24 protein-coding genes are annotated in these 26949 nt (G+C 71.2%); 17 read left to right on the forward strand and 7 right to left on the reverse strand.

Annotated elements, in window-relative coordinates:
• Positions 1-9: 9 nt before the first annotated feature.
• The 3 genes from ACT2CW_RS34360 to ACT2CW_RS34370 form a co-directional block, all read right to left on the reverse strand.
• Entirely contained in the window at positions 10-1137 is a 1128-nt protein-coding gene (locus tag ACT2CW_RS34360; RefSeq protein WP_445517434.1) for an NADH:flavin oxidoreductase, read from the reverse strand.
• Between the two features lie 280 nt (positions 1138-1417).
• Positions 1418-2098: a response regulator gene (locus tag ACT2CW_RS34365; protein WP_164422930.1), complete on the reverse strand. Its 681-nt coding sequence runs from the start codon at positions 2096-2098 to the stop codon at positions 1418-1420.
• Between the two features lie 90 nt (positions 2099-2188).
• Positions 2189-3385 carry a sensor histidine kinase gene (locus ACT2CW_RS34370; RefSeq protein WP_445517433.1) on the reverse strand — a complete coding sequence of 399 codons (1197 nt, stop codon included), beginning with the start codon at positions 3383-3385 and terminating at the stop codon, positions 2189-2191.
• Positions 3386-3639: 254 nt separating this feature from the next.
• Here ACT2CW_RS34370 and ACT2CW_RS34375 point away from each other — a divergent pair, with 254 nt between their 5' ends.
• Entirely contained in the window at positions 3640-5850 is a 2211-nt protein-coding gene (locus tag ACT2CW_RS34375) for an MMPL family transporter (RefSeq protein WP_445517432.1), read from the forward strand.
• 127 nt (positions 5851-5977) lie between these two features.
• On the opposite strand, the gene ACT2CW_RS34380 is transcribed toward ACT2CW_RS34375, so the two are convergent.
• On the reverse strand, positions 5978-6790 hold the full coding sequence (locus ACT2CW_RS34380; protein ID WP_445517431.1) for a LysR family transcriptional regulator: 813 nt from the start codon (positions 6788-6790) through the stop codon (positions 5978-5980).
• A gap of 68 nt (positions 6791-6858) precedes the next feature.
• Between ACT2CW_RS34380 and ACT2CW_RS34385 the strand changes: the two genes are divergently transcribed.
• Positions 6859-7755, forward strand: coding sequence for an NAD(P)H-binding protein (locus ACT2CW_RS34385; protein ID WP_445517430.1), 897 nt, complete (start codon positions 6859-6861; stop codon positions 7753-7755).
• Entirely contained in the window at positions 7752-8444 is a 693-nt protein-coding gene (locus tag ACT2CW_RS34390; protein ID WP_445517429.1) for an SDR family NAD(P)-dependent oxidoreductase, read from the forward strand. Before ACT2CW_RS34385 ends, ACT2CW_RS34390 begins: the two co-directional genes overlap by 4 nt.
• Positions 8445-8494: 50 nt before the next feature.
• On the opposite strand, the gene ACT2CW_RS34395 is transcribed toward ACT2CW_RS34390, so the two are convergent.
• From ACT2CW_RS34395 to ACT2CW_RS34405, 3 genes are read right to left on the reverse strand one after another with little or no spacing between them, the layout of a single operon-like run.
• Positions 8495-9283 (reverse strand): MBL fold metallo-hydrolase, encoded by a 789-nt coding sequence (locus ACT2CW_RS34395; protein WP_445517428.1) that lies wholly within the window; start codon positions 9281-9283, stop codon positions 8495-8497.
• Complete coding sequence (locus ACT2CW_RS34400; protein WP_445517427.1) at positions 9280-9843, reverse strand: ester cyclase; 564 nt, start codon at positions 9841-9843, stop codon at positions 9280-9282. Before ACT2CW_RS34400 ends, ACT2CW_RS34395 begins: the two co-directional genes overlap by 4 nt.
• Positions 9840-10943 carry a hypothetical protein gene (locus ACT2CW_RS34405; protein ID WP_445517426.1) on the reverse strand — a complete coding sequence of 368 codons (1104 nt, stop codon included), beginning with the start codon at positions 10941-10943 and terminating at the stop codon, positions 9840-9842. The genes ACT2CW_RS34400 and ACT2CW_RS34405 overlap by 4 nt, the downstream gene beginning before the upstream one ends.
• A 129-nt stretch (positions 10944-11072) precedes the next feature.
• Between ACT2CW_RS34405 and ACT2CW_RS34410 the strand changes: the two genes are divergently transcribed.
• From ACT2CW_RS34410 to ACT2CW_RS34475, 14 genes are all read left to right on the forward strand, one after another.
• Positions 11073-11771 (forward strand): TetR/AcrR family transcriptional regulator C-terminal domain-containing protein, encoded by a 699-nt coding sequence (locus ACT2CW_RS34410; RefSeq protein WP_445517425.1) that lies wholly within the window; start codon positions 11073-11075, stop codon positions 11769-11771.
• 82 nt (positions 11772-11853) lie between these two features.
• Positions 11854-12690 (forward strand): hypothetical protein, encoded by an 837-nt coding sequence (locus ACT2CW_RS34415; RefSeq protein ID WP_445517424.1) that lies wholly within the window; start codon positions 11854-11856, stop codon positions 12688-12690.
• A gap of 264 nt (positions 12691-12954) precedes the next feature.
• Positions 12955-13521 carry a snapalysin family zinc-dependent metalloprotease gene (locus ACT2CW_RS34420; protein ID WP_432047873.1) on the forward strand — a complete coding sequence of 189 codons (567 nt, stop codon included), beginning with the start codon at positions 12955-12957 and terminating at the stop codon, positions 13519-13521.
• A 250-nt stretch (positions 13522-13771) separates the two neighbouring features.
• Positions 13772-14848, forward strand: a complete 1077-nt coding sequence (locus tag ACT2CW_RS34425; RefSeq protein WP_445517423.1) for an ABC transporter substrate-binding protein — start codon at positions 13772-13774, stop codon at positions 14846-14848.
• Positions 14849-14865: 17 nt separating this feature from the next.
• Positions 14866-15945: a FecCD family ABC transporter permease gene (locus ACT2CW_RS34430; RefSeq protein WP_445517733.1), complete on the forward strand. Its 1080-nt coding sequence runs from the start codon at positions 14866-14868 to the stop codon at positions 15943-15945.
• 74 nt (positions 15946-16019) lie between these two features.
• The gene (locus ACT2CW_RS34435) at positions 16020-16793 is read left to right on the forward strand and encodes an ABC transporter ATP-binding protein (protein WP_445517732.1); all 774 of its coding nucleotides are present in this window, start codon (positions 16020-16022) and stop codon (positions 16791-16793) included.
• On the forward strand, positions 16790-18214 hold the full coding sequence (locus tag ACT2CW_RS34440; protein ID WP_445517422.1) for an MFS transporter: 1425 nt from the start codon (positions 16790-16792) through the stop codon (positions 18212-18214). The genes ACT2CW_RS34435 and ACT2CW_RS34440 overlap by 4 nt, the downstream gene beginning before the upstream one ends.
• 38 nt (positions 18215-18252) lie before the next feature.
• Positions 18253-20079 (forward strand): asparagine synthase (glutamine-hydrolyzing), encoded by a 1827-nt coding sequence (asnB, locus tag ACT2CW_RS34445; RefSeq protein ID WP_445517421.1) that lies wholly within the window; start codon positions 18253-18255, stop codon positions 20077-20079.
• A gap of 13 nt (positions 20080-20092) precedes the next feature.
• Entirely contained in the window at positions 20093-21370 is a 1278-nt protein-coding gene (locus tag ACT2CW_RS34450) for a cytochrome P450 family protein (protein ID WP_445517420.1), read from the forward strand.
• On the forward strand, positions 21367-22284 hold the full coding sequence (locus ACT2CW_RS34455) for an L-tyrosine/L-tryptophan isonitrile synthase family protein (protein WP_445517419.1): 918 nt from the start codon (positions 21367-21369) through the stop codon (positions 22282-22284). Before ACT2CW_RS34450 ends, ACT2CW_RS34455 begins: the two co-directional genes overlap by 4 nt.
• A gap of 124 nt (positions 22285-22408) precedes the next feature.
• Positions 22409-22666, forward strand: a complete 258-nt coding sequence (locus tag ACT2CW_RS34460) for a hypothetical protein (RefSeq protein WP_445517418.1) — start codon at positions 22409-22411, stop codon at positions 22664-22666.
• Entirely contained in the window at positions 22666-25014 is a 2349-nt protein-coding gene (locus tag ACT2CW_RS34465) for a heavy metal translocating P-type ATPase (protein WP_445517417.1), read from the forward strand. The genes ACT2CW_RS34460 and ACT2CW_RS34465 overlap by 1 nt, the downstream gene beginning before the upstream one ends.
• A gap of 220 nt (positions 25015-25234) precedes the next feature.
• Positions 25235-25747, forward strand: coding sequence for a copper chaperone PCu(A)C (locus tag ACT2CW_RS34470; RefSeq protein ID WP_445517416.1), 513 nt, complete (start codon positions 25235-25237; stop codon positions 25745-25747).
• A 200-nt stretch (positions 25748-25947) separates the two neighbouring features.
• Positions 25948-26871, forward strand: coding sequence for a poly(ethylene terephthalate) hydrolase family protein (locus tag ACT2CW_RS34475; protein ID WP_445517415.1), 924 nt, complete (start codon positions 25948-25950; stop codon positions 26869-26871).
• Positions 26872-26949 lie beyond the last annotated feature (78 nt).

Genomic DNA, 26949 nt, shown 5'->3' on the forward strand with positions numbered 1-26949 from the left:
GCTTCGGCGTCAGTGCAGGGTGGCGACCTGGTCGACGGTGAACGGGATCAGCGCCTCCGTGTCCCCGGTGAGGACCTTGCGAGCCCACTCCGGGTCGGCGATCAGGGCCCGGCCGACCGCGATCAAGTCGAACTCGTCCCGCTCCAGCCGGTCCAGCAGGTTCTGGATGCCCGCCACCCCGGTCCGGCTCCCGCTCTCGAACCCCGGCTTGAACGCCTTGTCCAGGCCGACGGAGCCGACGCTGATGGTGGGCTTGCCGGTGAGCTTCTTGGTCCAGCCCGCGAGATTCAGGTCCGAGTCCTCGAACTCCGGCACCCAGTACCGGCGGGTGGAGGAGTGGAAGGCGTCCACCCCGGCCTCCGCGAGCGGGATGAGGACCGCCTCCAGCTCCTGCGGGGTGGTGGCCAGCCGCGCGTCGTAGTTGCCCACCTTCCACTGCGAGGTGCGGAAGACGATCGGGAAGTCGGCGGAGACGGCCTTCCGGCAGGCGGCCACGATCTCGGCGGCGAACCGGGTACGGGCGACCGGGTCACCGCCGTAGCCGTCGGTGCGGCGGTTGGTGCGCTCCCACAGGAACTGGTCGATCAGAAGGCCATGGGCGCCGTGCACTTCGACGCCGTCGAAGCCGGTGCGCTCGGCCGCGGCGGCGGCCTCGGCGAAGGCGGCGATCACCGCGTCCAGGTCGTCCTGGGTCATGGCCTTACCGGCCGGGGCGCCGTCCAGCCCGATACCCGACGGGCCGACCGTCGGGGCGTCGGGGAACGGGCCCGCGCCCTCGGGGCGCTGCACCCCGACGTGGCAGATCTGCGCCAAGATCCGGCCGCCCGCGCGGTGCACCTCCGCCACCACGTTCTTCCAGCCCGCCAGGGCGTCCTCGCCGTGGAACAGCGGCGCCGTGACGCTGTCCCCCGCCGCGTCGTGACGGATGTACGTTCCCTCGGTGACGATCAGCCCGACCCCGCCGGCCGCCCGGCGCGCGTAGTACCGCGCCACATCGGCACCGGGGACGCCGCCCGGCGAGAAGTCGCGCGTCATCGGCGCCATGACGATCCGGTTCGGGACGGTGAGCCCGCGCAGGGTGAACGGGCGGGACAGGGTCTGAGCCGCGCGGTCGGTGGCAGCGCTGCTGGCAGGCACGTGAATGCTCCTCGAAGTAGGACGACGTTTCCAAGGCTCGTGCGCCCGGAGTCGGGACGGGGCTTGACGGCTAGGCCGGTTGCCTACGCCAGAACCGAGGGAACATGCAGTTCCTTCCCGTGGACAAGTACCTACTTTTTTGTAAGTGCCCCCCAGTGTGGGTGTTTTACCTGGTCGTGTGGCAGCTCGCCTCGGAAGGGCTCGCTGTGCAGGATGCAGCCTGCTTTCAGGCCGCTGCGGCCGTGGGCCGTCCTCAGGGCCCGGGCGGCCGCCGGCCGTCTCATCGGCTTCTGCGGACTGCTCCGTGTTCCCAGGCCCAGGCCGCTATCTCGACCCGGTTGCGGGCGTTGAGCTTGGCCTGGATGCGTGCCAGGTATGTTTTCACCGTCGACAGCGACAGGAACAGCTCATTGCCGATCTCCTGGTTCGTGCGGCCCACGGCCACCAGCCGGACGATGTCCCGCTCCCGTTCGCTGAGGCCGGCGTCATCGGACGCCGCGGGCGCCTGCGCCGTCCCGCGTTCCGTCGCTTCCAGCTTCCGCAGGAGCCGCACGGTGACCGCGGGGGAGACGAGGGCGTCTCCCCGCGCTGCCGCCTGGACCGCTTCCACCAGAAGGGCGGGAGAGGCGTCCTTGAGCAGGAAACCGCATGCGCCGTTGCGCAGTGCGGTTCGCACATAGTCGTCCTGGTCGAATGTGGTGATCACGACGACGTTCATCGGGTCGGCCACGCCGGGACCGGCCAGCTGTCGCACAACCTCCAGCCCGTCCAGCCGCGGCATACGAATGTCGACCAGCACGACCCGGGGACGCAGACGACGCGCGAGTTCGATGCACTCCACACCGTCTGCCGCCTCACCGACCACCGTGATTCCTGGCTGCACACCAAGGATCAGGCTGAATCCCATCCGTACCAGTTCCTGGTCGTCGGCGATGACGACGTCAATCTGGGGTTCGTGCACTGACCGTTCCTGTCATCACGGGGCTGGGCTGCGTCGAGACGGCCCAGGTCGCTTCGTCGGAGCCCGGCTCCGGCAGGGCTCGGCCCGGGGTCATGACGGTGCGAGCGGGAGGGCGGCGGAGACTTCCCAGCCGCCGTCGGGCAGCGGCCCGGCGCGCAGGGTGCCGTCGAGGGCCTCGACGCGTTCTCGGAGCCCGAGCAGGCCGAAGCCGCCCCGGCCCCCGGCCGGCGTGAGCGCCCTGCGGTGAGGTGGAGTGTTGGTGACGGTCACGCGCAGCCGCTCGGTGTCGGCATCCAGGCGGACGACGGTGTGCGCGTTCGATGCGTGGCGGCGTACGTTGGTCAGGGCTTCCTGGACCACGCGGTGGGCGGAGGTCTCCATTTCGGGGCTCAGTCGGACCACCCGCGCTGCCGCTGTCGCTTCGAGGCGTGCCGTCTCGGCTTCGGTGGGCCCGGAGCCGGGCGACGCGGCGGCGCAGTGGGCGGACACGAGTTCACCGAGATCGGTGAGCAAGTCGCCGGGCCGCAATGACGTGTTGCTCTCCTCGCGCAGGACGCGGACCAGACGGCGCGTGGATTCCAGGGTCTCGGCACCGGTCCGGGCGATGTTGTGCAGAATAGGCTCGATCTTGTCCGGTGCGGCGGCCTGGATGGACAAGGCGGCGTTGGCCTGCACGATGATGCCGGTCATGTGATGGGCGATGAGATCGTGCAGATCGCGGGCCAGGGCGAGGCGCTCCCCGTAGCGGACCTCGCGGGCCGTACGCTCTCTCCGCGCTTCCAGGGCTCGGATGGTATAGCCGAGCGTGATGAAGATGGCGAGGGCGACGGTCAGCACATAGCCGCCGCCGGTGAACGCCTGCCACGACCCGGCCCGCAGGGGAAGCAGAAGTACGGTCACGCTGATCAGGACGGTTTCCGCCACCGCGGCGGCCGGTCGGCCGGGTTGGGCTGAGGTGCGCAGGGCCATGCACAGCAGGCCCAATGTCTCCAGTGCTCCCCACCACGCCATGGTGCTCTGCGCGATCAGGCTCCAAGCGGTCAGCGCCAAGGACGGTGAGACCGCGACGGCGACGCACGTGCCCAGCGACGGCGACCAGGGGGTCTCGGCGACAGCCAGGGCGATCAGGGGGCCGGTGGCCACGACGGGCAGCCAGGCGGTTCCGGACGTCATGGAAGCGCTCGTGACCACGGCGATGTCCGCCAGCCAGGTAAGAGCGAACGCGAACAGGCCGCTGACGGTGATCAGCCGTCTGACGTGCGGAGTACGCGGAAGATGTCGATCCACGATGCTCAGCGTAGGAGGACGGATGGGCGCGCGGCTGTCGGCCGAACGACCGACAGCCGCGCGCCCACCCGGTACGTAGGGCTGACGTGCCGCCCCGGGCGCCGGGCCGACGATGGTGATCGCGGGCGGTCGGCGACATCCATCAAGGGTCGGCCTGTGACCAGCGCGCCGTCCCAGGAAGCGGCGTGTGCGGCACTGCCCTGTCCCGACTTCCCGTCCCAACATCGCATAAGTAGAAAGTTCTCCGCACCCTCATGGCCACCTTCTTGCACTGGATCGGTCGGACCGCTTTCAAGCGGCGCTGGCTGGTGCTTCTCTTCTGGGGCATCGTCGTTGCCGCGGTGGGCGGCGCCGCCGCGCAGACCACCAGCGGTTCGTCGTCCGCCATCACCCTGCCCGGCACCGAGTCACAACGCGCGAACGACCTGCTGGGCGACAAATTCCCCGAGGTCAACGCGAGCGGCGCCACCGCCCGCGTGGTGCTGCGGGCCCCGCACGGGGAAAAGATCACGAGCAAGGGCAACCATGCCTCGGTGGCCACGACCCTGAAGAACCTGGCGGCCTCCTCTTCCCGGGTCAGCACCGTCAGCGACCCCTTCAAGAGCGGAACCATCAGTAAGGACGGTGCGACCGCCTACACCACGGTCACGTACCGGATCACGGCCGCGGAGCTCACCGATCGTGACCATGAGCGATTCGACGACGCTCTGAGCGAGGGCAGGAAGACCGGGCTGACGGTCGAAGCCTCCGGCAACGCGGTCGCCACGGAAGAGGAAGGCAGCTCGGCCGAAGCCATCGGCTTCGCTCTGGCGGCGGTCATCCTCCTCATCACCCTCGGCTCATTGATCGCCGCGGGTCTTCCGCTGCTGACGGCCGTGGTCGGAGTGGGCATCAGCCTCTCCGCGATCACAGCGCTGAGCTCCGTCTTCGATCTCAACAGCAGCACGTCGGCACTCGCCTCGATGCTGGGCATCGCGGTCGGGATCGACTACGCGCTGTTCATCGTCTCCCGCTACCGCTCCGAACGTGCCGCGGGCCACGACGCCCGCGAGGCAGCGGGCCGGGCGAACGGCACCGCGGGGTCGGCCGTCGTCTTCGCCGGCCTCACCGTCATGATCGCCCTCGTCGGCCTGGCCGTGGTCAACCTCCCGGTGCTGACCGCCATGGGCATCACCGCCGCCGGAGCCGTCGCCGTCGCCGTCCTCGTCGCCATCACGCTGATCCCGGCCATGCTCGCCTTCGCCCCCGAACGCGTCCGCGGACGTTCCCGCGACCGCGCGGAGGGCCGCGACAGCCGTGAGACCAGGGCGCGGTTCGGCCGACGGTGGGTCACGGCGGTGGTGCGCCGACCGGTGCGGGTTCTCGTCCCCGCTGTGGCGGCACTGATCGTGGTGGCGCTCCCGGTCACCGGGCTGGAACTCGGACTGCCCGACGACGGCTCCAAGCCGCCGTCCACCACCCAGCGCAAGGCATACGACATGCTCGCGCAGTCCTTCGGAAAGGGCTTCAACGGCCCCCTGACCGTGGTCGTCACCGACCAAGCCGCGGCCACCGCCAAAAAAGCCGCCGCCACCATGGGCTCGAAGATCCGCGAACTGGACGACGTGGCCGTGGCGACCCCCGCCGTGTTCAACACCTCCGGTGACACGGCCATCATCACCGTCATCCCCGACAGCGCGCCGTCCGACGACGCGACCAAGGACCTCGTCGCCAACATCCGCTCCCTGGCAACGACCACGGAGCGCTCCATCGGCGCCCAGAGCATGGTCACCGGCACCGCCGCGCTGAACATCGACGTCTCCGACAAGTTCAGCGCCGCCCTGATGCCCTACCTCCTGGTCGTCGTCGGACTGGCCTTCCTGGTCCTGATCCTCGTCTTCCGCTCCCTGCTCGTGCCGTTGAAGGCGGCACTGGGCTTCCTGCTGTCAGTCCTGGCCTCGCTCGGTGCCGTGGTCGCCGTCTTCCAGTGGGGGTGGCTGGAGGACCTGTTCGGCGTCGAACAGCCCGGGCCGATCATGAGCCTGATGCCCATCCTCACCGTCGGCATCGTCTTCGGCCTGGCCATGGACTACCAGGTCTTCCTGGTCACCCGCATCCGTGAGGCATACGTCCACGGCGCCGATCCGCGTCAGGCCGTCGTCACGGGGTTCGAGCACAGTGCCAAGGTCGTCACAGCCGCGGCCCTCATCATGATCTGCGTGTTCGCGGGCTTCATGAGCTCCGCCGACTCCGTCATCGCGGCCCTGGGACTCGGTCTCGCGGTCGCGGTCGCCCTCGACGCCTTCATCGTCCGCATGACCATCGTGCCGGCGGTCCTGGCTCTCCTCGGCCGCCGGGCGTGGTTTCTGCCCGCCTGGATCGACCGCGTCCTGCCCATCGTCGACATAGAAGGCGAAGGGTTGGCCAAGTCCCCGGCGGTCGGCGTGCGGCCAGAACCCGCGACCGAACTCAGCCCCCGGCACTGACCCGATCCGCGGATGACAGCGGCGCACACCAGCCGGGGCAGCGGATCGCAGACCTTTGGGGTGGGCCCCATGGGTTGCTGACCGTGCCGAACACTTCGATCTCCGGCCGGTTCGTACCGCCGGCCGCTCAGGCGCGCCGCAGCGTCGTGGTGGCGATCTCCAGGAAGTCGCGCAGCAGTTGGTTCTCGCGCCGGTCCGCGGCGACGGCCAGACAGGTCTCGGCCCCCGGGGCGTCCGTGACGGGAAGGTGGACAAGGCCGGGGCGGGAGTAGGAGCGCGCGGCGCTGATGGAGATGAGCGCGATGCCGTGCCCGGCGGCGATGAGCTCGAACTTCTCCTCGATGGAGGACATCGGCCGTGTCGTCGCGGTGATCATCTTCTCGCCGTCCAGGTCGGCGCAGGTGAGCTTCTCGCGGCGCGCCAGCGGATGCGTCGCGGGCATGCAGGCGACCCTGGGCTCGTGGCCGATGGGGATGGTGCGCAACCCCGAGTCGTCGAAGGGCTGTCGCAGGTATGCGACCTGGGCCCGGCCGTCCCGGAGCGGCGCGTCCGCCTGCCACCAGTGGGCCGGGACGACGTCGGTCTCGACGTCCGGGTGGCGCGAGGTGAAGGCCCGGATCGCGGCCGACACATGCAGCCCGGGGGAGAAGGCGACAACGAGGCGCTGGGCGCCCCGCTCGGCGTCGTGTACGCGCCGCACCGCCGCGTCGACCGCCCCGAGGATCCGCTGCGCCTCCTCGTGGAGCTGCTTCCCGGCGGGGGTCAGCTCCACGCTGCGGGTGGTCCGTATGAGCAGGGCGCACTCCAACTCCCGCTCGAACGCCTTGATCTGGCGGCTGAGGACCGGCTGGGCGATGAAAAGCTGCTCCGCGGCCCGGCCGAAGTGGCGGTGCTCGGCCACCGCGGCGAAATAGCGGAGCTTGCGCAGATCGAGATCCATGCCCTTAAGGTATCAATCGCCGGAGAAGGTATTGGACGCTACGGGTCGCCCGCGCCGAGACTCATCACATGATCGTGATTACCGCTCCCACCGGCCAGATCGGCGGCCGGGTCCTGGGAATCCTGCTCAACGAGGCCCCCGAGCGCGGCGAAGAGCTGCGTGTCATCGTGCGCGACCCGGGGAAACTCCCCGACGCCGTCCGCGACCGCGTCGACGTCGTCACCGGATCGCACGGTGACGCCGAGGTCGTCGACCGGGCCTTCGCCGGCGCGGACGCCGTCTTCTGGCTGGCCCCGCCGCACCCCCAGGCACCGAGTCTGGACGACGCCTACTCCGGGTTCACCCGCGCCGCCGCGAAGGCGTTCACCGTCCACGGGGTCGGACACGTCGTCGGCGTCTCGGCGCTCGGCCGCGGCACTCCCGCCGCCGGCCGCGCCGGGCATGTGACGGCGTCGTTGGCCATGGACGACCTCATCGCGGGGACGGGCGTGGCCTACCGGGCGCTCGCCTGCCCCAGCTTCATGGACAACCTGCTGCGGCAGGTGGCCTCGATCCGCGACGACGGCGTGTTCACCGACACCGCCGCCGCCGACCGCACGGCACCGACGGCCAGCACCGGAGACATCGCCGCGGCCGCCGCCGGTCTGCTGCTCGACCGCTCGTGGACGGGGACGGGCGAGGTCCCGGTGCTGGGCCCCGAGGACCTTTCGGCGAACGACATGGCGCGCATCATGTCCGAGGTGCTCGGCCGTCCGATCCGCTACCGGCGGCAGTCGCTGGAGGACCTCCGCGCCGCGTTCACCCGGCGCGGCGTCGGCGACGCCATCGTGCAGGGCTACGTCGACATGATGCGCTCCAAGGACGACGGCATCGACGAGGGCGTGCCGCGCACCCCCGAGACCGCCAGTCCGACGACCTTCCGCCAGTGGTGCGAAGAGGTCCTCAAACCGGCGGTCCAGGCGTGAACGCCCCCAGGACCGCGCTCATCGTCGGCGCGTCCCGCACCCTCGGACTCGGCCTCGCCACCGAGTACGCGCACCGCGGCTGGAACGTCATCGGCACCGTCCGGGGCGAGCGGCGCACCGGCCTCCACGACCTGGCCGAGGCGTCCGGTGGCCGGGTCACGGTCGAGTCGGTGGACATGACGAAGCCGGAGGAGATCGCCGCGCTGCGCGAGCGCCTGGCGGAGCGCACGCTCGACCTGCTGTTCGTCAACGCCGCCATCACCAGGGGCAACATTCCGATCGGCGACGTTCCGACGGAGATGTTCACCGAGGTCATGGTCACGAACGCGCTCAGCCCGATGCGCGTGGTCGAGTCCCTCCGCTCGCTGGTCGCCCCGACCGGGACCATCGGCGTCATGTCCTCACGCCAGGGCAGCCTCGGCATGAACACCAAGGGCGGCCAGGACGTCTACCGCGCCAGCAAGTCCGCCCTGAACCAGCTGATGCGCAGCTACGCCGCCCGGTACGCCGAAGCCGCGCACACGCTGCTGCTCATGTGCCCCGGCCACGTCCGCACCGAACTGGGCGGGCCCGACGCGCCGTTGAACATCGACCAGTCCATCCCGGGCGTGGTGGACACGATCGAACGGCACAGCGGCGAACCGGGCCTGAAATTCCTCAACCACCAGGACCAGCTGGTGCCCTGGTAGCCCAGGGAGTAGCCGCCGCACCCGGGTGCGGCGGTACCCGGGCCCTTCCCTCAGCCGGCCCGCATCCTTTCGTACAGCGTCGGGTCATGGGCGCAGATGATCGTCAGGTCGGGTTCCGCGCGCCGGTACAGCTCGCCGAGGCGGGCGTGGTTGGCGCGGACCTGTCTCCGGTCGTACGCGACGGCCGCCTCCATGGCGCGGAGGGCCGCGGGCACGGGGGCGCGGCCGTCGAGGGTGCCGGGGTGGTAGAAGGCGTCCCCGGCGTGCAGGATCCAGCGGGTGCCGGTGTCGACCGCGACGCAGGCGTGGCCGCGGGTGTGGCCGGGGAGGGCGACCAGGACGATGCCGGGCGCGACGGAGTCGAGCTCCTTGGCGGCGGCGAACCCGCGCCATGCCTCGCCGTCCGGGCTGTGTTCGACGACGCTCGGGCCGTGCGCCCACTGGGCCGGGCGGAAGCGGAGGCGTTCGCGCCAGGAGGGGGCGTGGATCGCGCCCTGTGCCTCGGCCGCGGTGACGTGGACGGTGGCGTGCGGAAAGTCGGCGAGGCCGCCGATGTGGTCGGCGTCGAAGTGGGTGAGGACGATGTGGCGGACGTCGTCGCGCCGGAAGCCGAGCCGTTCGACCTGGCGGGCGGCGGTTTCTTCGGGGTCCAGGGCCGGTTTGGTGTAGTGGCGGGCCGGGCCCACGCGGCGGCCTCGGGTGGCGATGTCCATGAGGCCGAAGCCGGAGTCGACGAGTACGAGCCCCTGGACGTCCGTCTCGATAAGAAGGACGTGGCAGACCAGCTTCGGTCCGCCGCGCAGGCGCATGGTGCCGCAGTTGAGGTGGTGGACCTTCACGACAGGTCCGCCTTCGGCGTGTTGACGAGGGCGGGGTGCGGGGTGCCGCCGGCTTCCCTCAGAAGTCCGCGCAGACAGCGGAAGGCCAGGGGCCAGTTGCGCGGGATGCGCAGATTCAGGCCGCCGATCAGCTGTTTCAGCAGCGTGAGGCTGTCGAAGTAGATCCGCTCGCAGATGAGGTTCTCGGCCCCGTCTCCGTCGTCCTCGAAGATGAAGTACGCGGTCATGCGCACTCGGAAGCGGTTTCCGGTGGGCGGGATCGCGCCCAGCGGGCCGAGGTGGGTGCCCAGCAGCCAGAATTCGACGATCACGGCGTCGCCGGAGTGGCGCAGGGCGATGATCTCGTGGTCCTGGTCGGGGAAGGCACGGCGACTGTCGCGGTAGTAGCCGCGCACCGCCGCGTCGCCGTCGTGGACCGTCATCGTGGGGATCAGCTCGTAGCGCGGATGCGGGAAGGTGGCCAGGACGTCGTCCCACTCCTGGCGGACCTCGTCGTGGAAGTGGTCCAGGACCAGCTTCTGGCGGGACGCGAGGATGTCGTCGCTGATCACGGTGGTCATCGGTGAGTCACTGCCTTGTGGGTGAAGGTGGGGCCGGTGCCGGGGTTGGTCCAGGCGGCGGTCAGCTCGCTGGAGGGGAAGAACTGAAGGAAGCGGGGGTCGGCCTGGGCGCGGTCGACGAGCGTCTTCTCGATGACGAGCGAGTTGTACTGCTCGGCGGTCGTCTCGATGGTGTTGGCGTTGAGGACGACCTCCTGCTGCCAGGCGCGGGCCCAGCGGGCGATGCCGGGCATGCGGGAGTGCTCGGGGGTCAGACACTCGGCGGCGATGGCGTTCTCACTGGACGCCCAGATGCCGCTGGAGGTGTTCAGCAGGAGGGTCTGGTTGCCCAGTACGTGGCCGGGGGTGGAGATGACCGCGACACCGGGGCCGAGGAGCAGCGAGCCGTCGACGGCGAGGAAGGCCTCGGGACGCACATCCCGATAGGTCTCGGGCTGGTACCAGGGCCGCTGGAGCGGGTGGAGCTCGGACATGGCCAGCAGCTCATGTCGCTGCACGATCACCTTGGCGCGGGGGAACACCGGCTCGACCGGAGCGTCGCCGAGGTCCGGCTGGGGTGTGCTGGTGCCGATCCACCGGCGCAGATCCTGGGTGTGCAGATGGTCGAAGAGGAGATAGTCGACATCCTCGGGCGCGATGCCGAGCCGGGCCAGATGCCCGAGGACGGTGCCGTGTTCGGTGACCATCAGGGATCGCACCGGGCCGGGTGTGCGACGGGCCAGTGCGGCGAAGTACGGGGTGTTGCGGCCGAGTTGGACATCGCTCGGCTCGAACAGCAGCACCCGCCGGCGCCCGTCGCTCTCGGTCCAGCGGATGACGAGCATCCGGTTGGTGATGGCGAGGAACGGGGCGATGGCCCGGGAGGCGCGGAAGAGGCCGAATCTCGTCGGATAGGGGAGGGTCACCAGGTCGCAGGTGGTGACGGTGTCCGGGGTGCCGGTCGCCGCGAACTCGGTGCGCAGCGCCTCCGCCCGGGTGCGGGCCCACACGAGCTGTGTGCCGTGGCCGCCGGGTATGTCCGCGAGGCCGTCGAGGGTGGTGATCGGGGTGCCGAGCGTGGGCATGTCGAGGATGTCGGTGTCCTGCCAGGCGAGTTTCATCGGTCGAGTCCTTCTTCCCCGGTCAGCTCGTGACCCCGGTGCGATCGCCCACGGCGACACTTGCACTGCAAGTCTTGTGGGCCGGAACGCTAGACTTGCGGCGTAAGTGATGTCAAGGGAGGGTGACGCATGGCGGCGCGAGGAACCGGCCGGGGCAGGCGGGTCGGCCTGACCCGCGAGAAGGTGGTCGCGGCGGCGGTGACGATGATCGACCGCGATGGCCCCGACGCCTTCTCCCTGCGCAAGCTGGCCACGGAGCTCGACATCGAGAACATGTCGCTCTACAACCACGTACCGAACAAGGAGGCCCTTCTCGACGGCGTCGCCGAAGCGCTGCTGGCCGGTATCGCCTTTCCCGAGGAGGAGGGCGGGTCATGGCAGAAGCGGATCCGGGCGCACGCCGCCGCCTTCCGTGCGGCCGCCAAGCGGCACCCGAAGGCTTTCCCCCTGGTGCTGACCCGGCCCACGCAGTCGCCCGCCGCCCTGGAGGCCATGCGCTCCACGCTGGCCTGCCTCGACGAACTCCGCCTCGCCCCCGAGGAGATGGTCCACGTCCTGCGCGGCTACACCGCCTTCATGGTCGGCTCGATCATGCGCGAACTGGGTTACGCCATCTATCTGGGCGCCATGGATAGCGATCAGGTCCAGCAGCGCACCGAAGCCATCGCGGCCTCCGGTGATCCGATTCTGACCGCGACCGCGCCCTATCTGGCCGACAGCGATCACGACGCGGAGTTCCAGTACGGCCTGGAGCTGATGATCTCCGGCCTGGCCGCCAAGGTCGGCGTTCCCTACGAGGCCCCGGCCGCGCGTCTCAGCTCGATGTGATGTGTCACGAGTGCGTATCCGTCTTGCGGTGGGGCGCCCACCTGGGGATGTGTGGCGTCGCGGCTCGCCTAGAGTGCCGATCATGTCTCAGTCAAAGATCTTCAAGAACCCTGTTCAGCACCCACGGTCCACCTCGATACCGTCCCGGCGGATGAAGAAGACCCTGATCGCGGCCGTCGGCATCGGCATGGCCGTCGCGTTGAGCGGCTGCAACGAGGACACCGGCAGCGCCACGGACAAGGACACCGGCGCCGCGGAGTCGAAGGCGCCTTCCGCGGGGTCGTCCCAGTCCTCGGCCCCGGCGAGCCCCTCGGGCGATCAGCCGTTGTTCACGGGGTGGCAGACGCAGACCTCGCAGAAGCACCACTTCCGTTACGACGTGCCCGCCAAGGCCGAGAAGTGGAAGACTCTCGACGAGGAGACGGCCCTCTCCTACACGGACGAGAACGGTCAGCCGATCGTCGTCATGACCGCGGCCGGCAACTACCGTGAGGGCGGCTGCGCGTCGAGCCCCAACCCCAAGGCCGTCGGCGAGGCGGGCAAGGGGCAGCTCGCCACCGTGGGCACCACGGGCGGCGGCAAGGACGGCTCGCTCCAGGAGAACGCCCGCAACTGGGCGGGGAACTGGGGCTTCGCCGCGTACGGCGGCGCGGACCACAAGCCCAAGATCAAGGTCAGCGAGCCCAAGCCGTGGAAGCAGGGGGGTATTGACGGCTACACCGCGACCGCCCAGGTCACCGTCACCAACCGGCCGAGCTCCTGCGTTCCGCCGAAGGCCGTCGTGCACAGCATCGCGCAGAAGCTCCCGGACGGGACGATGCACGGCTGGGTGATCTACGCGGACCAGGGTGTTCCGAAGGCGCTGACGGATGCCCAGATCAAGAAGATCATGAGCACCGTCCGGTCCACCGGCAGCTGACCACCGGCCGGCTGCCGGGCAGGGCGTGCCGCCAGGCCACGGAGCCGTACGGGGGTCGCCGGAGGTTCGGGTGCCGGACCCGGAAACGGGTCCGGCTCACCATCTCTTATAAGTATTTTTCGGATTGCGGATATTTTTTCGTGGTAGCTGCCGCGGAACCTCTCCAGTAGATTCCTGCTCGTGCGCGCACGGGAACGGCCGTGAAAATCCAGCGGGTTGCTTCCTGTTTTCCGTGCGCGACGTCAACGGAAGCCCATAGGCGTGATGGAGATCGTGGCAGTGCAGAGACGAGCGATGAATCTGATGGCGGCCGTGGTATGCGCCGGTGCCGTCGTGGTGGGTGCCGGTGCTCCGGCGAATGCGGTGGAGTCCGAGCCGGAAGTCATTCCGATCGACCTCCTGCTGGCCGGATCCTATGCGGATTCGGTCCGGGATGCGATGGGCATATGGAACAAGGCCGTTCCGGGAATCAGGTTCGTCGAGCAGGACACCCCGGCGGCTTTACGGGTCAAGGAATACACGACCGCGAACGGAACCGGTTCCCACGCCTTTGTCAATGGTTTGGGCAGGGGCTGGGTCTACCTCGAAACCGGGGATGCCCAGAAGTACAAGCCGTCCCGTATCGCCGTGCATGAACTGGGACACATTCTGTCGCTCAGCGACCTCGGACCGGGCAGCGTCTGCTCCAAGGTGATGTCCGGCGCCTGGGCCGGCCCCGAGTGCACCAACGATCAGCCGGACGCGGAAGAAGCCGCCGAAGTCGCGGATTTCTTCGCCGCGCACGATGTCGGTGACCCGGTACCGGGCTGGGGCACTCCCTCGGAGGGCTGAACACGCCGTCCGCGTGGCCGACCGCCCGATTCGGTCGGCCACCCGCCGTACCGCCCACCCGCCGTACCGGCCGCTCACCTCCGGCGCTCTCGCGCGCCGGGACGTATTGATCAAGCTCTCAACTGGCTGTTCCGCCTCGGGGAGGCATGCGCATGCCTCCCAACGGGCGGGAACCGATGCCATATCCGCCACGACTACTGGACCGGGGTGACGTTCCCTCCCCCTGTGGCAAGCGGATCCAGGAGTTTCGATGCGTTCTCGTGTGTGGTGGGGTGCGACGGCCGTCGTGCTGGGCGGCCTCCTCGTGGCGGGCTGTGGCGACGGAGACGGCAGTGGGGACGGCGACACGGCGGGCGCCGGCGCCGAGCAGCCCGCCACCGGCGGCTACCCCGTCACCGTCACCGACTGCGCGGGCGCCGAGACCACGTTCTCGAAGGCACCCGAGAGGATCGTCACCAGTAACGCCTCCAGTCTGGAGCTGCTGCTCCGCCTGGGCGCCGGTGACAAGGTGATCGGCACCGGTTTTCCGCCCGGCAAGGGCACGCTGCCCGGTGAACTCGGCGCGCGGGCGCGGAAGGTGAAGGTGCTCGCCCGATCCGTGATCCCGAAGGAGAAGCTCCTCGGTTCCGGCGCGGATGTGTACATCGACACCTTCGCCTCGATGAACATGGGCGGCGGCATGGGCGACGCTCCGACGGAGGAGGAGTACGAGGCGGCCGGGATCAAGCACATCTACCTCAAGTCCACCGCCTGTGCGGCGCGGAAGAAGCGCGCGCTGACCGGGTTGTCCGCGGTGGAGGCCGACATCACCTCCCTCGGCGCGGTCACCGGCACGAGCGCGAAGGCGAAGGAACTCGTCGACGGCATGAAGAAGAAGGTGGGCGCCGTCCAGAAGGCGGTCGGCGGGACGGCGGAGGACGAGCGGCCGACGTACTTCTTCTTCGACTACGACGCCGGTACCAAGCAGCCCATCGCCGTATGCGGGAGGCAGCTCGCCAACGCGGTGATCACTCTGGCCGGTGCCCGCAATGTCTTCGCCGACTGCGACGGCGACTACCAGCAGGTCGGCTGGGAGGATGTCATCTCCAGGAACCCGGACTGGATTCAGCTGGGCGTCCGGGACCGGGGCAGCGAGGCGGCGAACGAGAAGGCGTTCGACGAGGCGCGGACGTGGCTCGAGTCGAACTCCGCCACCAAGGGCCTGAAGGCCGTCAAGGAAGGCCACTTCCTGCGCATCGGCTCCGAGCAGACCACCATCGCCGGCGTCGAGAACGCCGACACCGTCCAGAAGATCGCCAAGACCCTCTACCCGGGCAAGGTCGGCTGACCGTGCTCGATGTCACGGTGAGCGGGAAGGGCACCGACGACGGCGCCGCCGACGCCGCCGCGCGCACGCGGCGTTCGGTGCCCGCCGGGCCGTCGGCGCTGCTCCTCGCGGTCGCGCTGCTCGCGGCCCTCACGGCGGCGGTCGCCTGGGGCTCCACGTCGATCCCGCCGGGCGAGGTGTGGAGCGTGGTCTGGCGCAGGCTGACCGGTCATGCCCCCAGGCCCGGCACGAATGACCTGATCGTCTGGCAACTGCGCCTTCCTCGCGCCCTGCTGGCCGCGCTGGTGGGCGCCGGACTCGGACTGGTCGGTACGGCGATGCAGGCTCTCGTCCGCAACCCGCTGGCCGACCCGTACTTCCTGGGCGTCTCCAACGGCGCCTCACTCGGCGCCGTCGCCGCCATCGTGCTCGGCCTCGGCACCGGGGGCGCCCTGGGGCTCGGCCTGTCCGCTGCCGCGTTCGCGGGAGCCCTGGCCACCTTCGCCCTCGTCTGGGCGGTGGCCCGGCGCGGCGGGGGATTCGCGCCGCTCAGACTGGTGCTCGCCGGGGTGGCCATCGGACAGTTCCTGTCCGGCTTCACCAGCTACCTCGTCCTCCAGGCCGGGGACGAGCAGCAGACGCACAGCGTGCTGTTCTGGCTCATGGGCAGCCTGGGCGGCGCGAGCTGGCCCCTGCTGGCCGCCCCGGCGGTGGCGGTTCCGGCGGTCCTGCTGCTGCTCCAGGCCAGGGCCCGAGGGCTCAACGCGCTGCTGATGGGAGATGAGACGGCCGCCGGGCTCGGCATCGACGTCGTACGGCTGCGCCGTGAGCTGTTCGCCGTCACCAGCCTGCTCACCGGCGTCCTCGTCGCGGTCTCCGGGGCCATCGCCTTCGTCGCGCTCATGGTCCCCCACGTCTGCCGTCTGGTCGTCGGCGGTGACCACCGTCGCCTGCTGCCGCTGTCGGCGCTCTTCGGCGCGCTGCTGCTGGTGGTGGTCGACCTCGTGTGCCGCACGGCCATGGAGGCGCAGGAACTGCCGGTCGGGGTCGTCACCTCGCTGATCGGCGCTCCGGCGCTGCTGTATCTGCTGGACCGGCGGTTGGGGAGCGGGAGTTGAGGAACGTACGGAGGGCGGGAGACGCGGTGCTGCCCGAGGAAGTGGGAGCCGGGGACGGACCGGGGGAGCGCCGGTTGCGGATCGACATCGAGGACCTGAATGTCGCGTACGCCGGACGCACGGTGGTGGCCGGCGCCCACCTCATCGCGGCCGCGGGCGAGATCACCGGCCTGGTCGGGCCCAACGGCAGCGGCAAGTCCACGCTTCTGCGGACCGTGTACCGGCACCTGAAGCCGGCCTCCGGGCGCGTTCTGCTCCAGGGCACCGACATCCGCGAGCTGAGCCCCGCCCGCTCGGCCCGGCACATCGCCGCCCTCCCGCAGGAGCGCGGTGAGGACTTCGAGCTGACCGTGCGCGAGGTCGTCGCCATGGGGCGCACCCCCTACAAGCTGGCGTTCGCAGGGGAGGACGCCAACGACCGGGACATGGTCGCCCGTGCCCTCGCCGATGTCGGCATGGCGCACCATTCCGCCCGCCGCTTCACCGAGCTGTCCGGCGGCGAACGCCAACGCGTGCTGCTGGCCCGCGCGTTCGCACAGGCGGCGGACGTCCTGGTCCTGGACGAGCCGACGAACCACCTCGACATCCGCCACCAGGTCGAACTGCTCGCCCTGCTGCGCGGCCGCCGCCGTACGACCCTGGTCTCGCTGCATGACCTCAACGCCGCCGCTTCGGTGTGCGACCGGCTCCACGTCCTGCACGAGGGCCGCGTGGTCGCCTCCGGCGCACCCCGCGACGTGCTGCGACCGGCTTTGCTGGCCGAGGTGTTCGGCGTGCGCGCGGCCGTGGTCGAGCACCCGCTGACCGGGGACCCGCTGATCGCCTTCGACCACCGGGAGGGCGCATGACGGACGACGCTTCCGGCGCGGAGCGGCGCGGGGACGCACCGGAGCGGCCCGGGGACGTACCCGAAGTCCACGACCGCTGGCTCCTGGTGTCCGTGGCGGGCGTCCTGTCGTTCGTGGCGATGCTCGACATGAACATCGTGAACGTGGCGCTCGCGGACATCTCCGAGGGCCTGGGGGTGTCGGCCGCGACGGCGCAGTGGGCGGTCCTGGGCTATCAACTCCCCGTCGTCGCCCTGCTGTTGCCCGTCGGCCACTGGCTCGACGACATGGGTGTCCGCCCCGCGCTGCTGGCCGCGACCGCCGGCTTCGGGCTGTGCGGCGCGCTCGCCGCCGCGTCCCCCTGGGCGTTCTGGCTGATCGCCGCCCGGATCGGACAGGGCGCGTGCGGCGCCGTGCTGTTCGTGCTGATGCCGGTGCTGGCGGTCCGCTCCGTGCGGCCGGAGCTGCGCGGGCGCGCGATGAGCGTGCCGGCGACCCTCGGCCCCCTGGGCGCCGTCGTCGGACCGGCGGCCGGAGGGCTGCTCCTGGACCATCTGGGCTGGCGCTGGATCTTCCTGGTCAAGATCCCGCTCTGCCTGGTGGCGCTGGCGGTGGTGTGGCGGGCGATGCCCCGGGGCGGGCGCCTGCGCGGTCCTGGCCGGCGCTCCCTCGCCGATGCGGCCCTGGTGGCCACCGGAGTAACGATCCTGCTGCTGTCCCTGACCCTGGGTTCCGTCGCGCCTGCCTGGCTCGCCCTCGTCGCCGTACCGCCGCTGTGGTGGTGGCTGCGGGGCCCGGGCGGCCGTCCGGTGACCGGTCTGCTGCGGGCCGCGGGGCTGCTGCGGGTGCACGGCGCGGTGCTGGCGCTGGCGGTGGGCTTCGCCGCCATGCACTACGTGGTCGCCCTGCGCCTCCAGCGCGACGAGGACGTCAGCGCGACCACCACGGGCCTGACCGTGCTCGCCTTCCCCCTCGGCATGGGGCTGGCGGGCCCCCTCGGCGGACGGCTCGCCGACCGCTGCGGTGCCAGGCCCGTCGCGGTCACCGGCGCCGCCCTGACCGCCACCGGACTGCTGCTGCTCGTCCTGCCGGGCGCAGGCTGGTCCCCGCCCGAGGTGGCCTGGCGGCTGGTCCTGGCCGGACTCGGCATGGGGCTGACCGGAGGACCCACCCAGGCTCTGGTCATGGGCGCCGCTCCGCCGGGCCGCGCCGCCACGGTCGGCTCCACGGTTCAGCTCGCCCGCAGCCTCGGCTTCACGCTCGGCCCGGCACTGGCCACGGCGGCCTGGAGGCTGACGGGCCCGGACGGCGGCGCACGGACGGGCCTGGCGCTGGCCGCCACCGCCGCCTGCCTCGCCGTGCCACTGCTCGCCCTGCCCGCCCGGGGCCCGGCGAGCCTCCCCGGAAGCGCCACCGACGCGGCACCCGCCGCACCCCGCTGAGCCATCGATCCTTAAGCCCTCACCGAGGAGTCGTACCCATGTGCGGAATCACCGGCTGGGTGTCCTTCCACAGGGACGCCCGCACCCAGGCCCCGGTCATCGAGGCCATGACCGCCACGCTCACCCCGCGCGGGCCCGACGCGGGCGGAGTCTGGCTCGGCGAGCACGCCGCGATCGGCCACCGCCGCCTGGCCGTCATCGACATCGAAGGCGGCGTACAGCCGATGACCGACCGGCCGGAGGTCCCGACGAGCGTCCTCACCTACAGCGGTGAGATCTACAACCACCATGAGCTCCGCGCCCGGCTGAGGAACCTGGGCCACGAGTTCCGCACCCGCAGTGACACCGAGGTGGTGTTGCGCGCCTACGCCGAGTGGGGCGAGGCGGTCGCCGATCACCTGGACGGCATGTTCGCGTTCGCGGTGTGGGACGAGCGGAGGCGGCGGCTGCTCCTGGTCCGCGACCGGCTCGGTGTCAAGCCCCTGTTCTGGGCGGCCGTCGACGGCGGTCTGGCCTTCGCCTCCGAACCCAAGGCGCTCTTCGCCCACCCCGAGATACGGCCGCGGGTGGACGCGGACGGGCTGCGCGAGGCGTACAGCCTGCTGTTCAACACCGGTCCGACGGTGTGGTCGGGCGTGCGGGAGGTCGAGCCCGGCGGCCTGCTCCTCCTGGACCGGCACGGCATCCGCGAACGCCGCTACTGGCAGCTGGAGGCCGGCGCCCACCCGGACGACCGGGACGCGACCGTCGCCCGCGTGCACGACCTGGTGAGCACCGCCGCCCGCGCCCAGCTGGAGGCCGACGTCCCGCTCTGCTCCCTGATGTCCGGCGGCCTCGACTCCACCGTCCTGACCGCCCTGCTCGCCGACGAACTGCGGCTGCGCGAGGGCCAGGACGCCCGCATCCGCTCCTACGCCGTCGACTACAGCGACCAGGCCGAGAGCTTCACCGGCGACGTCCTGCGCACCGGCCACGACACCCCGTACGCCACGGAAGCGGGCGCGTTCATCGGCACCGATCACCGCACGGTCGTACTGGACCCGCGTGCCCTGCTCGACCCCGAGCACCGCAAGGCCGTGGTCGTGGCCCGCGACTCGCCGATCGGCGTCGGAGACATGGACACCTCCCTCTACCTCCTCCTCGGAGAGATCCGGAAACACTCCACCGTCGCCGTGTCCGGCGAGGCCGCCGACGAGGTCTTCGGCGGTTACCCCTGGTTCCACGACCCCAAGGCGCTCGCCGCGCCCACCTTCCCCTGGCTGCTGGTGACCGGCGACGAGGCCGCCATGCCGCTCAACCCCGAACTCGACCTGCGCATCGGCGAGTTCCGCGACGACACCTACCGCGGCGCTCTGGCCGCCGTACCGCACACCGCAGGCGAGTCGAAGACCGAGCACCGGCAACGCGAGATGCAGCACCTGTCGCTCACCCGCTGGCTGCGCCAGCTCCTGCACCGCAAGGACCGGCTGAGCATGGCCCAGGGCCTGGAAGTGCGCGTCCCCTACTGCGACCACCGGCTCGTCGAGTACGCCTTCACCTCCCCATGGGCGCTGAAGAGCTTCGACGGCCGGGAGAAGAGCCTGCTGCGCGCGGCGGGCACGGGCCTGGCGCCCGAGTCGGTGCTGCACCGGCCCAAGAACCACTACCCGGCCACCCACCACCCCGACTACAACCGCGGTCTCCAGGACATGGCCCGCGACGCGCTCGCCGACGACCGGGTCCGCTCCCTCGCCGACGAGACCCGCATCAAGCCCTGCCTCGACACCGCGCCCGATCAACTCCGGTGGGGCCACCGGCTCCGCCTCGAACGCGTCGTCGATCTCGCCCTCTGGCTCGACCACCACCAGCCCGACCTCGCCCTCTGAGGAGCGCCCCCGCATGACCCTCCAAGAGCCCCTGCCCGCCATGAACGCGTACGGCCCACGCGACGAACCCCTGCCCGACCCGGTCCCGCTCATGGGCTGCCCGTACAAGGCCGACCCCTATCCGCTGTACGAGCGGATGCGGGAGAGCGGTCCCGTCCATCGCGTCCTGTTCCCCAGCGGTGTGCGCGCCTGGCTCGTCACCGGTTACGAGGCCGCCCACGCCGCGCTGAACGACGACCGCCTGGGCAAGAACCACGACCGCGGCAACGACCACTGGCGCGCCCGTGCCTCGATCATGCCCGAGCCGCAGCGCTCCCAGCTCCAGGTCCACCTCCTGCACCAGGACCCGCCCCACCACACCCGCATGCGGCGCTTCGTCACCGACGCCTTCACCCCGCGCCGTATCGAGCGGCTGAGGCCCCGGTTCCAGGAACTGGCCGACGCCCTCGTGGACGCCCTCCCGGACACCGGTCCCACGGACCTCGTCACCGGCTTCGCCGCCCACTTTCCGTTCCGGGTCCTCGCCGAAGTCATCGGCCTGCCATCCGAGTTGGCGAACCGTTTCGACCGCGACTGGGGCAAGGTCGTCCAGCCGGTGGGCCCCACCGACCCCGGACGCCCGCTGTACGAGGCCCGTCTGCACGGCCTTCAGCGCTATATCGCCGACGTCGTCGCCCACAAGCGAGAACACCGGGAGGACGACCTGCTCAGCGGCCTCGTCGAGGCCCGAGACCGCCGAGAGCTGTCGCCGGAGGAGCTGGACTCGATGATCTTCCAGCTCCTGGTGGCCGGTCAGGAGCCGGTCACGAACCAGATCACCACCTCCCTGATCGCCCTCTTCCGCCACCCCGCCGAGCTCGCCCGGCTGCGCGACGACCCGGACCTGACGCCCCGCGCGGTCGACGAACTCCTCCGCCACGACAGCGCCTTCGAGCTGACCACATGGCGCTTCCTCGACCAGGACGGCGATCTGCACGGTACGAGGATCCCGGCCGGCGACTCGGTGATCGTCTCGCTGTGTGCCGCCAACCGCGACCCGCGCCGCTTCCCCGACCCCGACGCACTCGACCTCGACCGCTCGCCCAACCCCCATCTGGCCTTCGGCCACGGCATCCACTTCTGTCCCGGCGCCGCCCTCGCCCGCACCGAGCTCCGGATCGCCCTGGACACCCTCCTGGCCCGCCTGCCCGGACTGCGCCTGGCCATCGACGACGCGGACATCGAGTGGATCCCCGCGGTCCTCGGCCGTGGCACCAACCACCTGCCCGTCGGCTACGACCGGCGCATATGACCCACCGCTCCACGAGCGGCACCAGCGCCGCCATCCTCGACCTGCTCCTGCCGCACCACCGCACGACCGGCCCTTCGCCCGGGGGAGTGGTGGCCTTCCCGCACCAACTGCGCCGGATCGCCGGCTTCGTACGCGCCGGAGAACCCGTGCTCTTCACCCTGCCCGGCTTCCCCTGCAAGTCCCCCAACCCCGCCAAGGTTCTCGGCCACCTCCCCGACCAGGGCGAACGCCTCTCCCTCGGCTTCCTGAACACCCTGTGCGAGAAGATCGAGCGGATCCACCCGCCGGGCGCCCGTGTGATCATCTGCTCCGACGGCCATGTCTTCGGCGACCTGATCCGCGTCCCGGACGACCACATAGACGCCTACGCGGACGCACTCGGACACCTCATACAGGAGGCGGACCTGCACCGCCTCTCCGTCTTCGACCTGCGCGATGTGCTGGGTGACCTGCCCCACGGCGCCAAGCGCGCCCGGGTGCACCAGGGTTACGCCCCCACCCTGGAGGCGCTGCGGGCGGAGGTCCGCTCCGAGGCCCACACCCTGGCCCTGTACCGGGGCATCACCCGATTCCTCGTCGAGGACACCGCCGACTTCACCGGCACCCGCTCCGCCCTCCAGCGCGAGTGCCGCCAACGCGCGTACGGCGTCATCCAGCGCAGTCGCGCCTGGGGCGAGCTGATCGCCGAGCACCACCCTCGCGCCGTCCGGTTGTCCATTCACCCCCAGCCCATCGGCGCCCCGAAGTTCGGCATCCGCCTGCTCGACGCTCCCGACGTCTGGACCACCCCCTGGCACTCCGCCGCCCTGCGCCGCGCCGACGGCACCTGGACGCTCCTGCCCCGCACCCGCGCGCGGCGGCTCGGCCGTCTCGTCCACCGGCACGGCAGGCCGAGCCATTACGAACAGGGCTGAGCCCGCGCCCCGCTGTGGCACGCGTCACCGCGAGGCATCGGAACTCGGGTGGAGGCCGTTCCGACTCCTCTACCGGTGCGGCCGGACTGGCTGAGGCCGTACGAAGCGATCGGAGTTTCGTCATATGAAGCAGAACCACCGACCCGCCCGCCGCCGGGCGGCCGCGTCGCTGTCCGGAGCGTTGCCCCCACCGGCGCTGTGCGGCTTCCTCCTGCTGCTCGTGGTGGTGTGCGCCGCTTCCTACGCCGTCGGCACGAGCGTCGGGCCCGTCGCCCCCGGCATGCACCGCACCGGCACGACACAGGACGGCTCAGGAGACGGCCACGAGGGTGGCGGCATGGAGATGGACGGCATGGGCACGGACCACGGAAGCGGGCGTTGATGGCCGCCGAATCGGCTTCCCGGACGGTCGTGACCGACCTCTCCGTCGGCGGAATGACCTGTGCGGCCTGTGTGCGGCGCGTCGAGAAGAAGCTGGCCAGGCTGGACGGGGTCACGGCGACGGCAAACCTCGCCACGGGCCGGGCCCGGGTGAACCACCCGCCCGGCGTCGGCCCGGACCAGCTGATCGCGACCGTCGAGCAGGCCGGCTATTCCGCCGCGCTCCCCGAGCCGCCCAGGAAGCGACGGCGCGAGGACGGGGATGGAGGGGATGAGGGGGACGAAGCGGAGGACGCCCGGCAGGAGCGCGACCGGCTGGTGATCACGGCCCTGCTCGCGGTGCCGGTGCTGGTCCTGTCGATGGTTCCCGGTACGCAGTTCCGCAACTGGCAGTGGCTGTGCTTCGTACTCGCCGCGCCCGTCGTCGTCTGGGGAGCCTGGCCCTTCCACCTGCGGGCGGCACGCGGACTGCGGCATGCGGCGGCGACCATGGACACCCTGGTGTCGCTGGGAGTCGCGGCCTCCTTCGCCTGGTCCTCCTACGCGCTGTTCCTCGGCGGCGCCGGCGCCCCTGGCATGCGGATGCCGTTCAGCCTGGTGCCCACCGCCTCGGACGGCGTCGCCCACATCTATCTGGAGGCCGCCGTCGGCGTACCGCTGTTCGTCCTGGCGGGCCGCTACCTGGAGGCGCGGGCCCGGCGGGGGACCGGCGCGGCACTGCGCTCACTGGCCCGGCTGGCCGCCAAGGAGGTCTCGGTACGCGACGGCGAGGGCGAGCGCCTGATCCCGATCGGACAACTGCGGGTCGGTCAGGTCTTCGTCGTCCGGCCCGGGGAGCGCCTGGCCACCGACGGCACGGTCGTGGAGGGCGGCTCGGCCGTCGATCTCTCCCTGGTGACCGGGGAGAGCGAGCCGGTGGAGGTCGGCCCCGGCGCGCCGGTGATCGGCGGTGCCGTCAACGCCGGAGGGCTGATTCTCGTACGGGCCACCGCGGTGGGAGCCGATACGCAACTGTCCCGTATCACCCGGCTGGTGACCGAGGCCCAGGCGGGCAAGGCACGGGCGCAGCGGCTCGCCGACAAGGCCGCGGGGGTCTTCGTCCCCGTCGTGCTCGCCCTGGCCGTCACGGTGCTCGGATTCTGGCTCGGGGCGGGCGCCGAGCCGCAGGCGGCGATCACCGCGTCCGTGGCCGTCCTGGTCGTGGCGTGCCCCTGTGCGCTGGGCCTGGCGACCCCCACCGCGCTGATGGCGGCGACCGGCCGGGGCGCCCAACTCGGTGTCCTGGTCAGCGGGGCACGGGCGCTGGAGGGACTGCGGCACCTCGATGCCGTGGTGCTCGACAAGACCGGCACGCTCACCTCCGGGCATATGAGCGTCGCCCGGGTCACGGCCGCGCCGGGCGGGCTCGGCGAGGAGCGAGTGGTCCGGCTGGCGGGCGCGGTGGAACAGGGATCGGAGCATCCGCTGGGGCGTGCCATCACCGCGTATGCCCGGCGAACCGTCCCCGGGGAGCCGCTTCCGGCCGTGGCCGACTTCCTCGCGCTGCCGGGGAGGGGCGTCCGCGGGCGGGTGGCGGGACGGCTGGTCGAGGTCCTGGCCCCGGACGACGTGTTGCCGCCCACCCTGGCCCAGGCGCTGCCGGCCGGCGGGACCGCCGCCCGCACCCCGGTCGTGGTCCGCGTCGACGGCGAGCCCGAGGCACTGATCGAGCTCGGGGACGTCCTGCGACCGGGAAGTTACCGGGCCGTGGACCGGCTCCGCCGCCTGGGGGTGCGACCGGTGCTCGCCACCGGCGACCGGGAGGCGCCCGCCCACGCCGTCGCAGCCGACCTCCGCATCGAGGAGGTGCACGCCCGTAGTACCCCGCAGGACAAGGCCGCCCTCGTCCGCGAGCTGCGGGAGCAGGGCTGCCGGGTCGCCGTCGTCGGCGACGGTGTCAACGACGCGGCCGCCCTGGCCGGCGCCGACCTCGGCATCGCCATGGGCACGGGCACGGACGTGGCGATCGGAGCGGCCGACGTGACCCTCGTACGCGGTGACATCGAGACCCTGGCGGACGCGGTCGGCCTCGCCCGCAGCGCTCTGGGCACGATCCGGGCCAACCTGCTCTGGGCGTTCGGCTACAACGCCGTGACGGTGCCGCTGGCCATGGTCGGCCTGCTCAACCCCATGCTTGCCGCGGCCGCGATGTCGGTCAGCTCGCTGCTCGTGGTCGGCAACAGCCTGCGGCTGCGGGTCTGGCGGCCGTCACCGACGGGCAGACGCCGACAGCCGTCACCGACCGGTGGCCCGACCGGTGGACCGACCGGCGGACGCCCTTCCCGGCCCGCCGCCCGGACGCCACTGTGATGCCCCTGCTGAGCGCTCCGCGGGAAGTGCCGCGAAATGCCGTCGTGCGTCTGCGGCCGCATCGTGGCTGGTCGCCCACGCGGCGGAGCCGCATATCGACACAGCCCCGCGCCCCTTCGGGGCGCTGCCCGAACCGTAGCGGACTTCCTCCGACCTGCTCAGCCGCTTGTGGACCGCCTGCCCGCGACCGCGCCCCGACACCGAGGTGGAGACCAGCCCGATGACGAACCCCTCCTGGACGCCCAGCCACCGTCGCCTCACGGACTCCCTGCGGGCCGCGGCCGCTCCGGCCTGCGCCTGTGTCCTGGCGCTGGGTGGCCTCGCCGTGTGGACCGCCTCGGGCAACGCGGGCAGTCCTCCGCGTATCGACGTCACCGGCGCACGGCTCTTCCTCCCCGCCCCGGGGGTGTCGCGGACCGCCGCGTTCTTCCGGATCACCAACACCGGCGGTGTGCGGGACCGGTTGGTCGAGGTGACGTCCTCCGCGGTCACCGGGGAGATCTCGCTCAGCCGCCACCGGATGACCGGGCGGGGATCGGCCTATCCGCAGGCCGCGGAGTCCCTGCCGGTTCCGGCGGGCGGCACGCTCGACATGTCACCGTTCACCAGCGATGTGACCGTCCCGGCCACGGCCCGCTGGCGGGCCGGAGACCTGGTGCCCTTCACCCTCCGTTTCGAACGCAGTGGACGTGTCGAGACCAACGCCGTCGTCGTGCGGCCCGGTGAGGGCTGAGTGAGGTCGAAGAAACCCGCCCGCGGTTTTTCCTTCCGCTGGGCAGAAAGCCGACTTCCGGGTGTCTCCGGCGCACTTTACGGTGCGGTCGCGCTGCGCTTCCGCAGCGCGCACCCGCGCCGCATCCTGGAGGTACACCGATGCGTCCAACCCGTCGTCGCTCCAGATCGACTGCCCCGTTACGGTCCCGATCCCGCCTCGTGGCCGTGCTGATCGCGCTGGCGGCCACCCTCACCTCGGCGCTGTTGACCGTCTCCGTCACACCCACCGCGGCCGCCGAACGGCCGTCCCGGAGCAATCCCGCTGCCGGCTCGGCCACCGAGAACGCCGCCGTCCCCGCGGCGATCCCGGATCCGACGACCGCTTCGCTCGAGGCCACGAACGGGCCGCTGGCCACCGCCAATTACACCGTTCCCCATCCGAACGGGTACGGGTCCGGCACGATCACGTACCCGACGGCCGGCGGCTCGTACCCGGGCGTCGTGCTGATGCCGGGCTATCAAGGCACCCAGCAGAACCTCCAGTGGCTCGCGCCCCGCCTCGCTTCCTGGGGCTTCGTCGTCATCAACGTCGGCACCCTTGCGCTGGGCGACGATCCCGCGTCGCGCGGCCGTCAGATCAGCGCCGCCGGCACCCAACTGCTCTCGCTCGGCTCCACCACCGGCAACCCGATCTACGGGAAGGTGAACGGCACGCTCGGCGCGGCCGGTCACTCGATGGGCGGCGGCGGTGTGATGGTGGCGCTCCGGGACGACTCCCGCTTCAAGGCGGGCGTGCCCCTGGCCCCGTACAACCCCAGCCAGAACTTCTCCGGAGTCACCGACCCCACCTTCTTCATGACCTGTCAGAGCGACCCCGTCGCCCACGCCAACACCTACGCTCTGCCCTGGTACAACTCCATGTCCCGGGCCGAGAAGCTCTTCGTCGAGGTTCCCGGCGACCATCTCTGCCCGATGACCGGCTACGGCAACAAGGCCAAGCAGGGCAAGTGGATGGTGTCGTTCTTCAGCCGCTGGCTGTACGGCGACACCCGCTTCAGCCCGTTCCTGTGCGGTGCCGCGCGGGAAGCGGACAAGAACAACCCCTCCCTGGTCACGCGCTGGCAGGACACCTGTCCGTTCTGAGCGGATCCTCGTAGGGCCCCTGGGGAGGGCTCCCGCGGGTCCACCGCGGGAGCCCTTCTCACGAGCCCGTCCGTGCCC

The sequence above is a fragment of the Streptomyces sp. NEAU-174 genome, assembly GCF_052665095.1.

Bases quoted from the DNA above. Each gene is read 5' to 3' on its own strand.
- ACT2CW_RS34375 (WP_445517432.1), top strand. From the start codon at position 3,640: ATGGCCACCTTCTTGCACTGGATCGGTCGGACCGCTTTCAAGCGGCGC.
- ACT2CW_RS34380 (WP_445517431.1), bottom strand. From the start codon at position 6,790: ATGGATCTCGATCTGCGCAAGCTCCGCTATTTCGCCGCGGTGGCCGAG.
- ACT2CW_RS34385 (WP_445517430.1), top strand. From the start codon at position 6,859: ATGATCGTGATTACCGCTCCCACCGGCCAGATCGGCGGCCGGGTCCTG.
- ACT2CW_RS34400 (WP_445517427.1), bottom strand. From the start codon at position 9,843: ATGACCACCGTGATCAGCGACGACATCCTCGCGTCCCGCCAGAAGCTG.
- ACT2CW_RS34405 (WP_445517426.1), bottom strand. From the start codon at position 10,943: ATGAAACTCGCCTGGCAGGACACCGACATCCTCGACATGCCCACGCTC.
- ACT2CW_RS34410 (WP_445517425.1), top strand. From the start codon at position 11,073: ATGGCGGCGCGAGGAACCGGCCGGGGCAGGCGGGTCGGCCTGACCCGC.
- ACT2CW_RS34415 (WP_445517424.1), top strand. From the start codon at position 11,854: ATGTCTCAGTCAAAGATCTTCAAGAACCCTGTTCAGCACCCACGGTCC.
- ACT2CW_RS34420 (WP_432047873.1), top strand. From the start codon at position 12,955: ATGGAGATCGTGGCAGTGCAGAGACGAGCGATGAATCTGATGGCGGCC.
- ACT2CW_RS34425 (WP_445517423.1), top strand. From the start codon at position 13,772: ATGCGTTCTCGTGTGTGGTGGGGTGCGACGGCCGTCGTGCTGGGCGGC.
- ACT2CW_RS34440 (WP_445517422.1), top strand. From the start codon at position 16,790: ATGACGGACGACGCTTCCGGCGCGGAGCGGCGCGGGGACGCACCGGAG.
- asnB (WP_445517421.1), top strand. From the start codon at position 18,253: ATGTGCGGAATCACCGGCTGGGTGTCCTTCCACAGGGACGCCCGCACC.
- ACT2CW_RS34450 (WP_445517420.1), top strand. From the start codon at position 20,093: ATGACCCTCCAAGAGCCCCTGCCCGCCATGAACGCGTACGGCCCACGC.
- ACT2CW_RS34455 (WP_445517419.1), top strand. From the start codon at position 21,367: ATGACCCACCGCTCCACGAGCGGCACCAGCGCCGCCATCCTCGACCTG.
- ACT2CW_RS34460 (WP_445517418.1), top strand. From the start codon at position 22,409: ATGAAGCAGAACCACCGACCCGCCCGCCGCCGGGCGGCCGCGTCGCTG.
- ACT2CW_RS34465 (WP_445517417.1), top strand. From the start codon at position 22,666: ATGGCCGCCGAATCGGCTTCCCGGACGGTCGTGACCGACCTCTCCGTC.
- ACT2CW_RS34470 (WP_445517416.1), top strand. From the start codon at position 25,235: ATGACGAACCCCTCCTGGACGCCCAGCCACCGTCGCCTCACGGACTCC.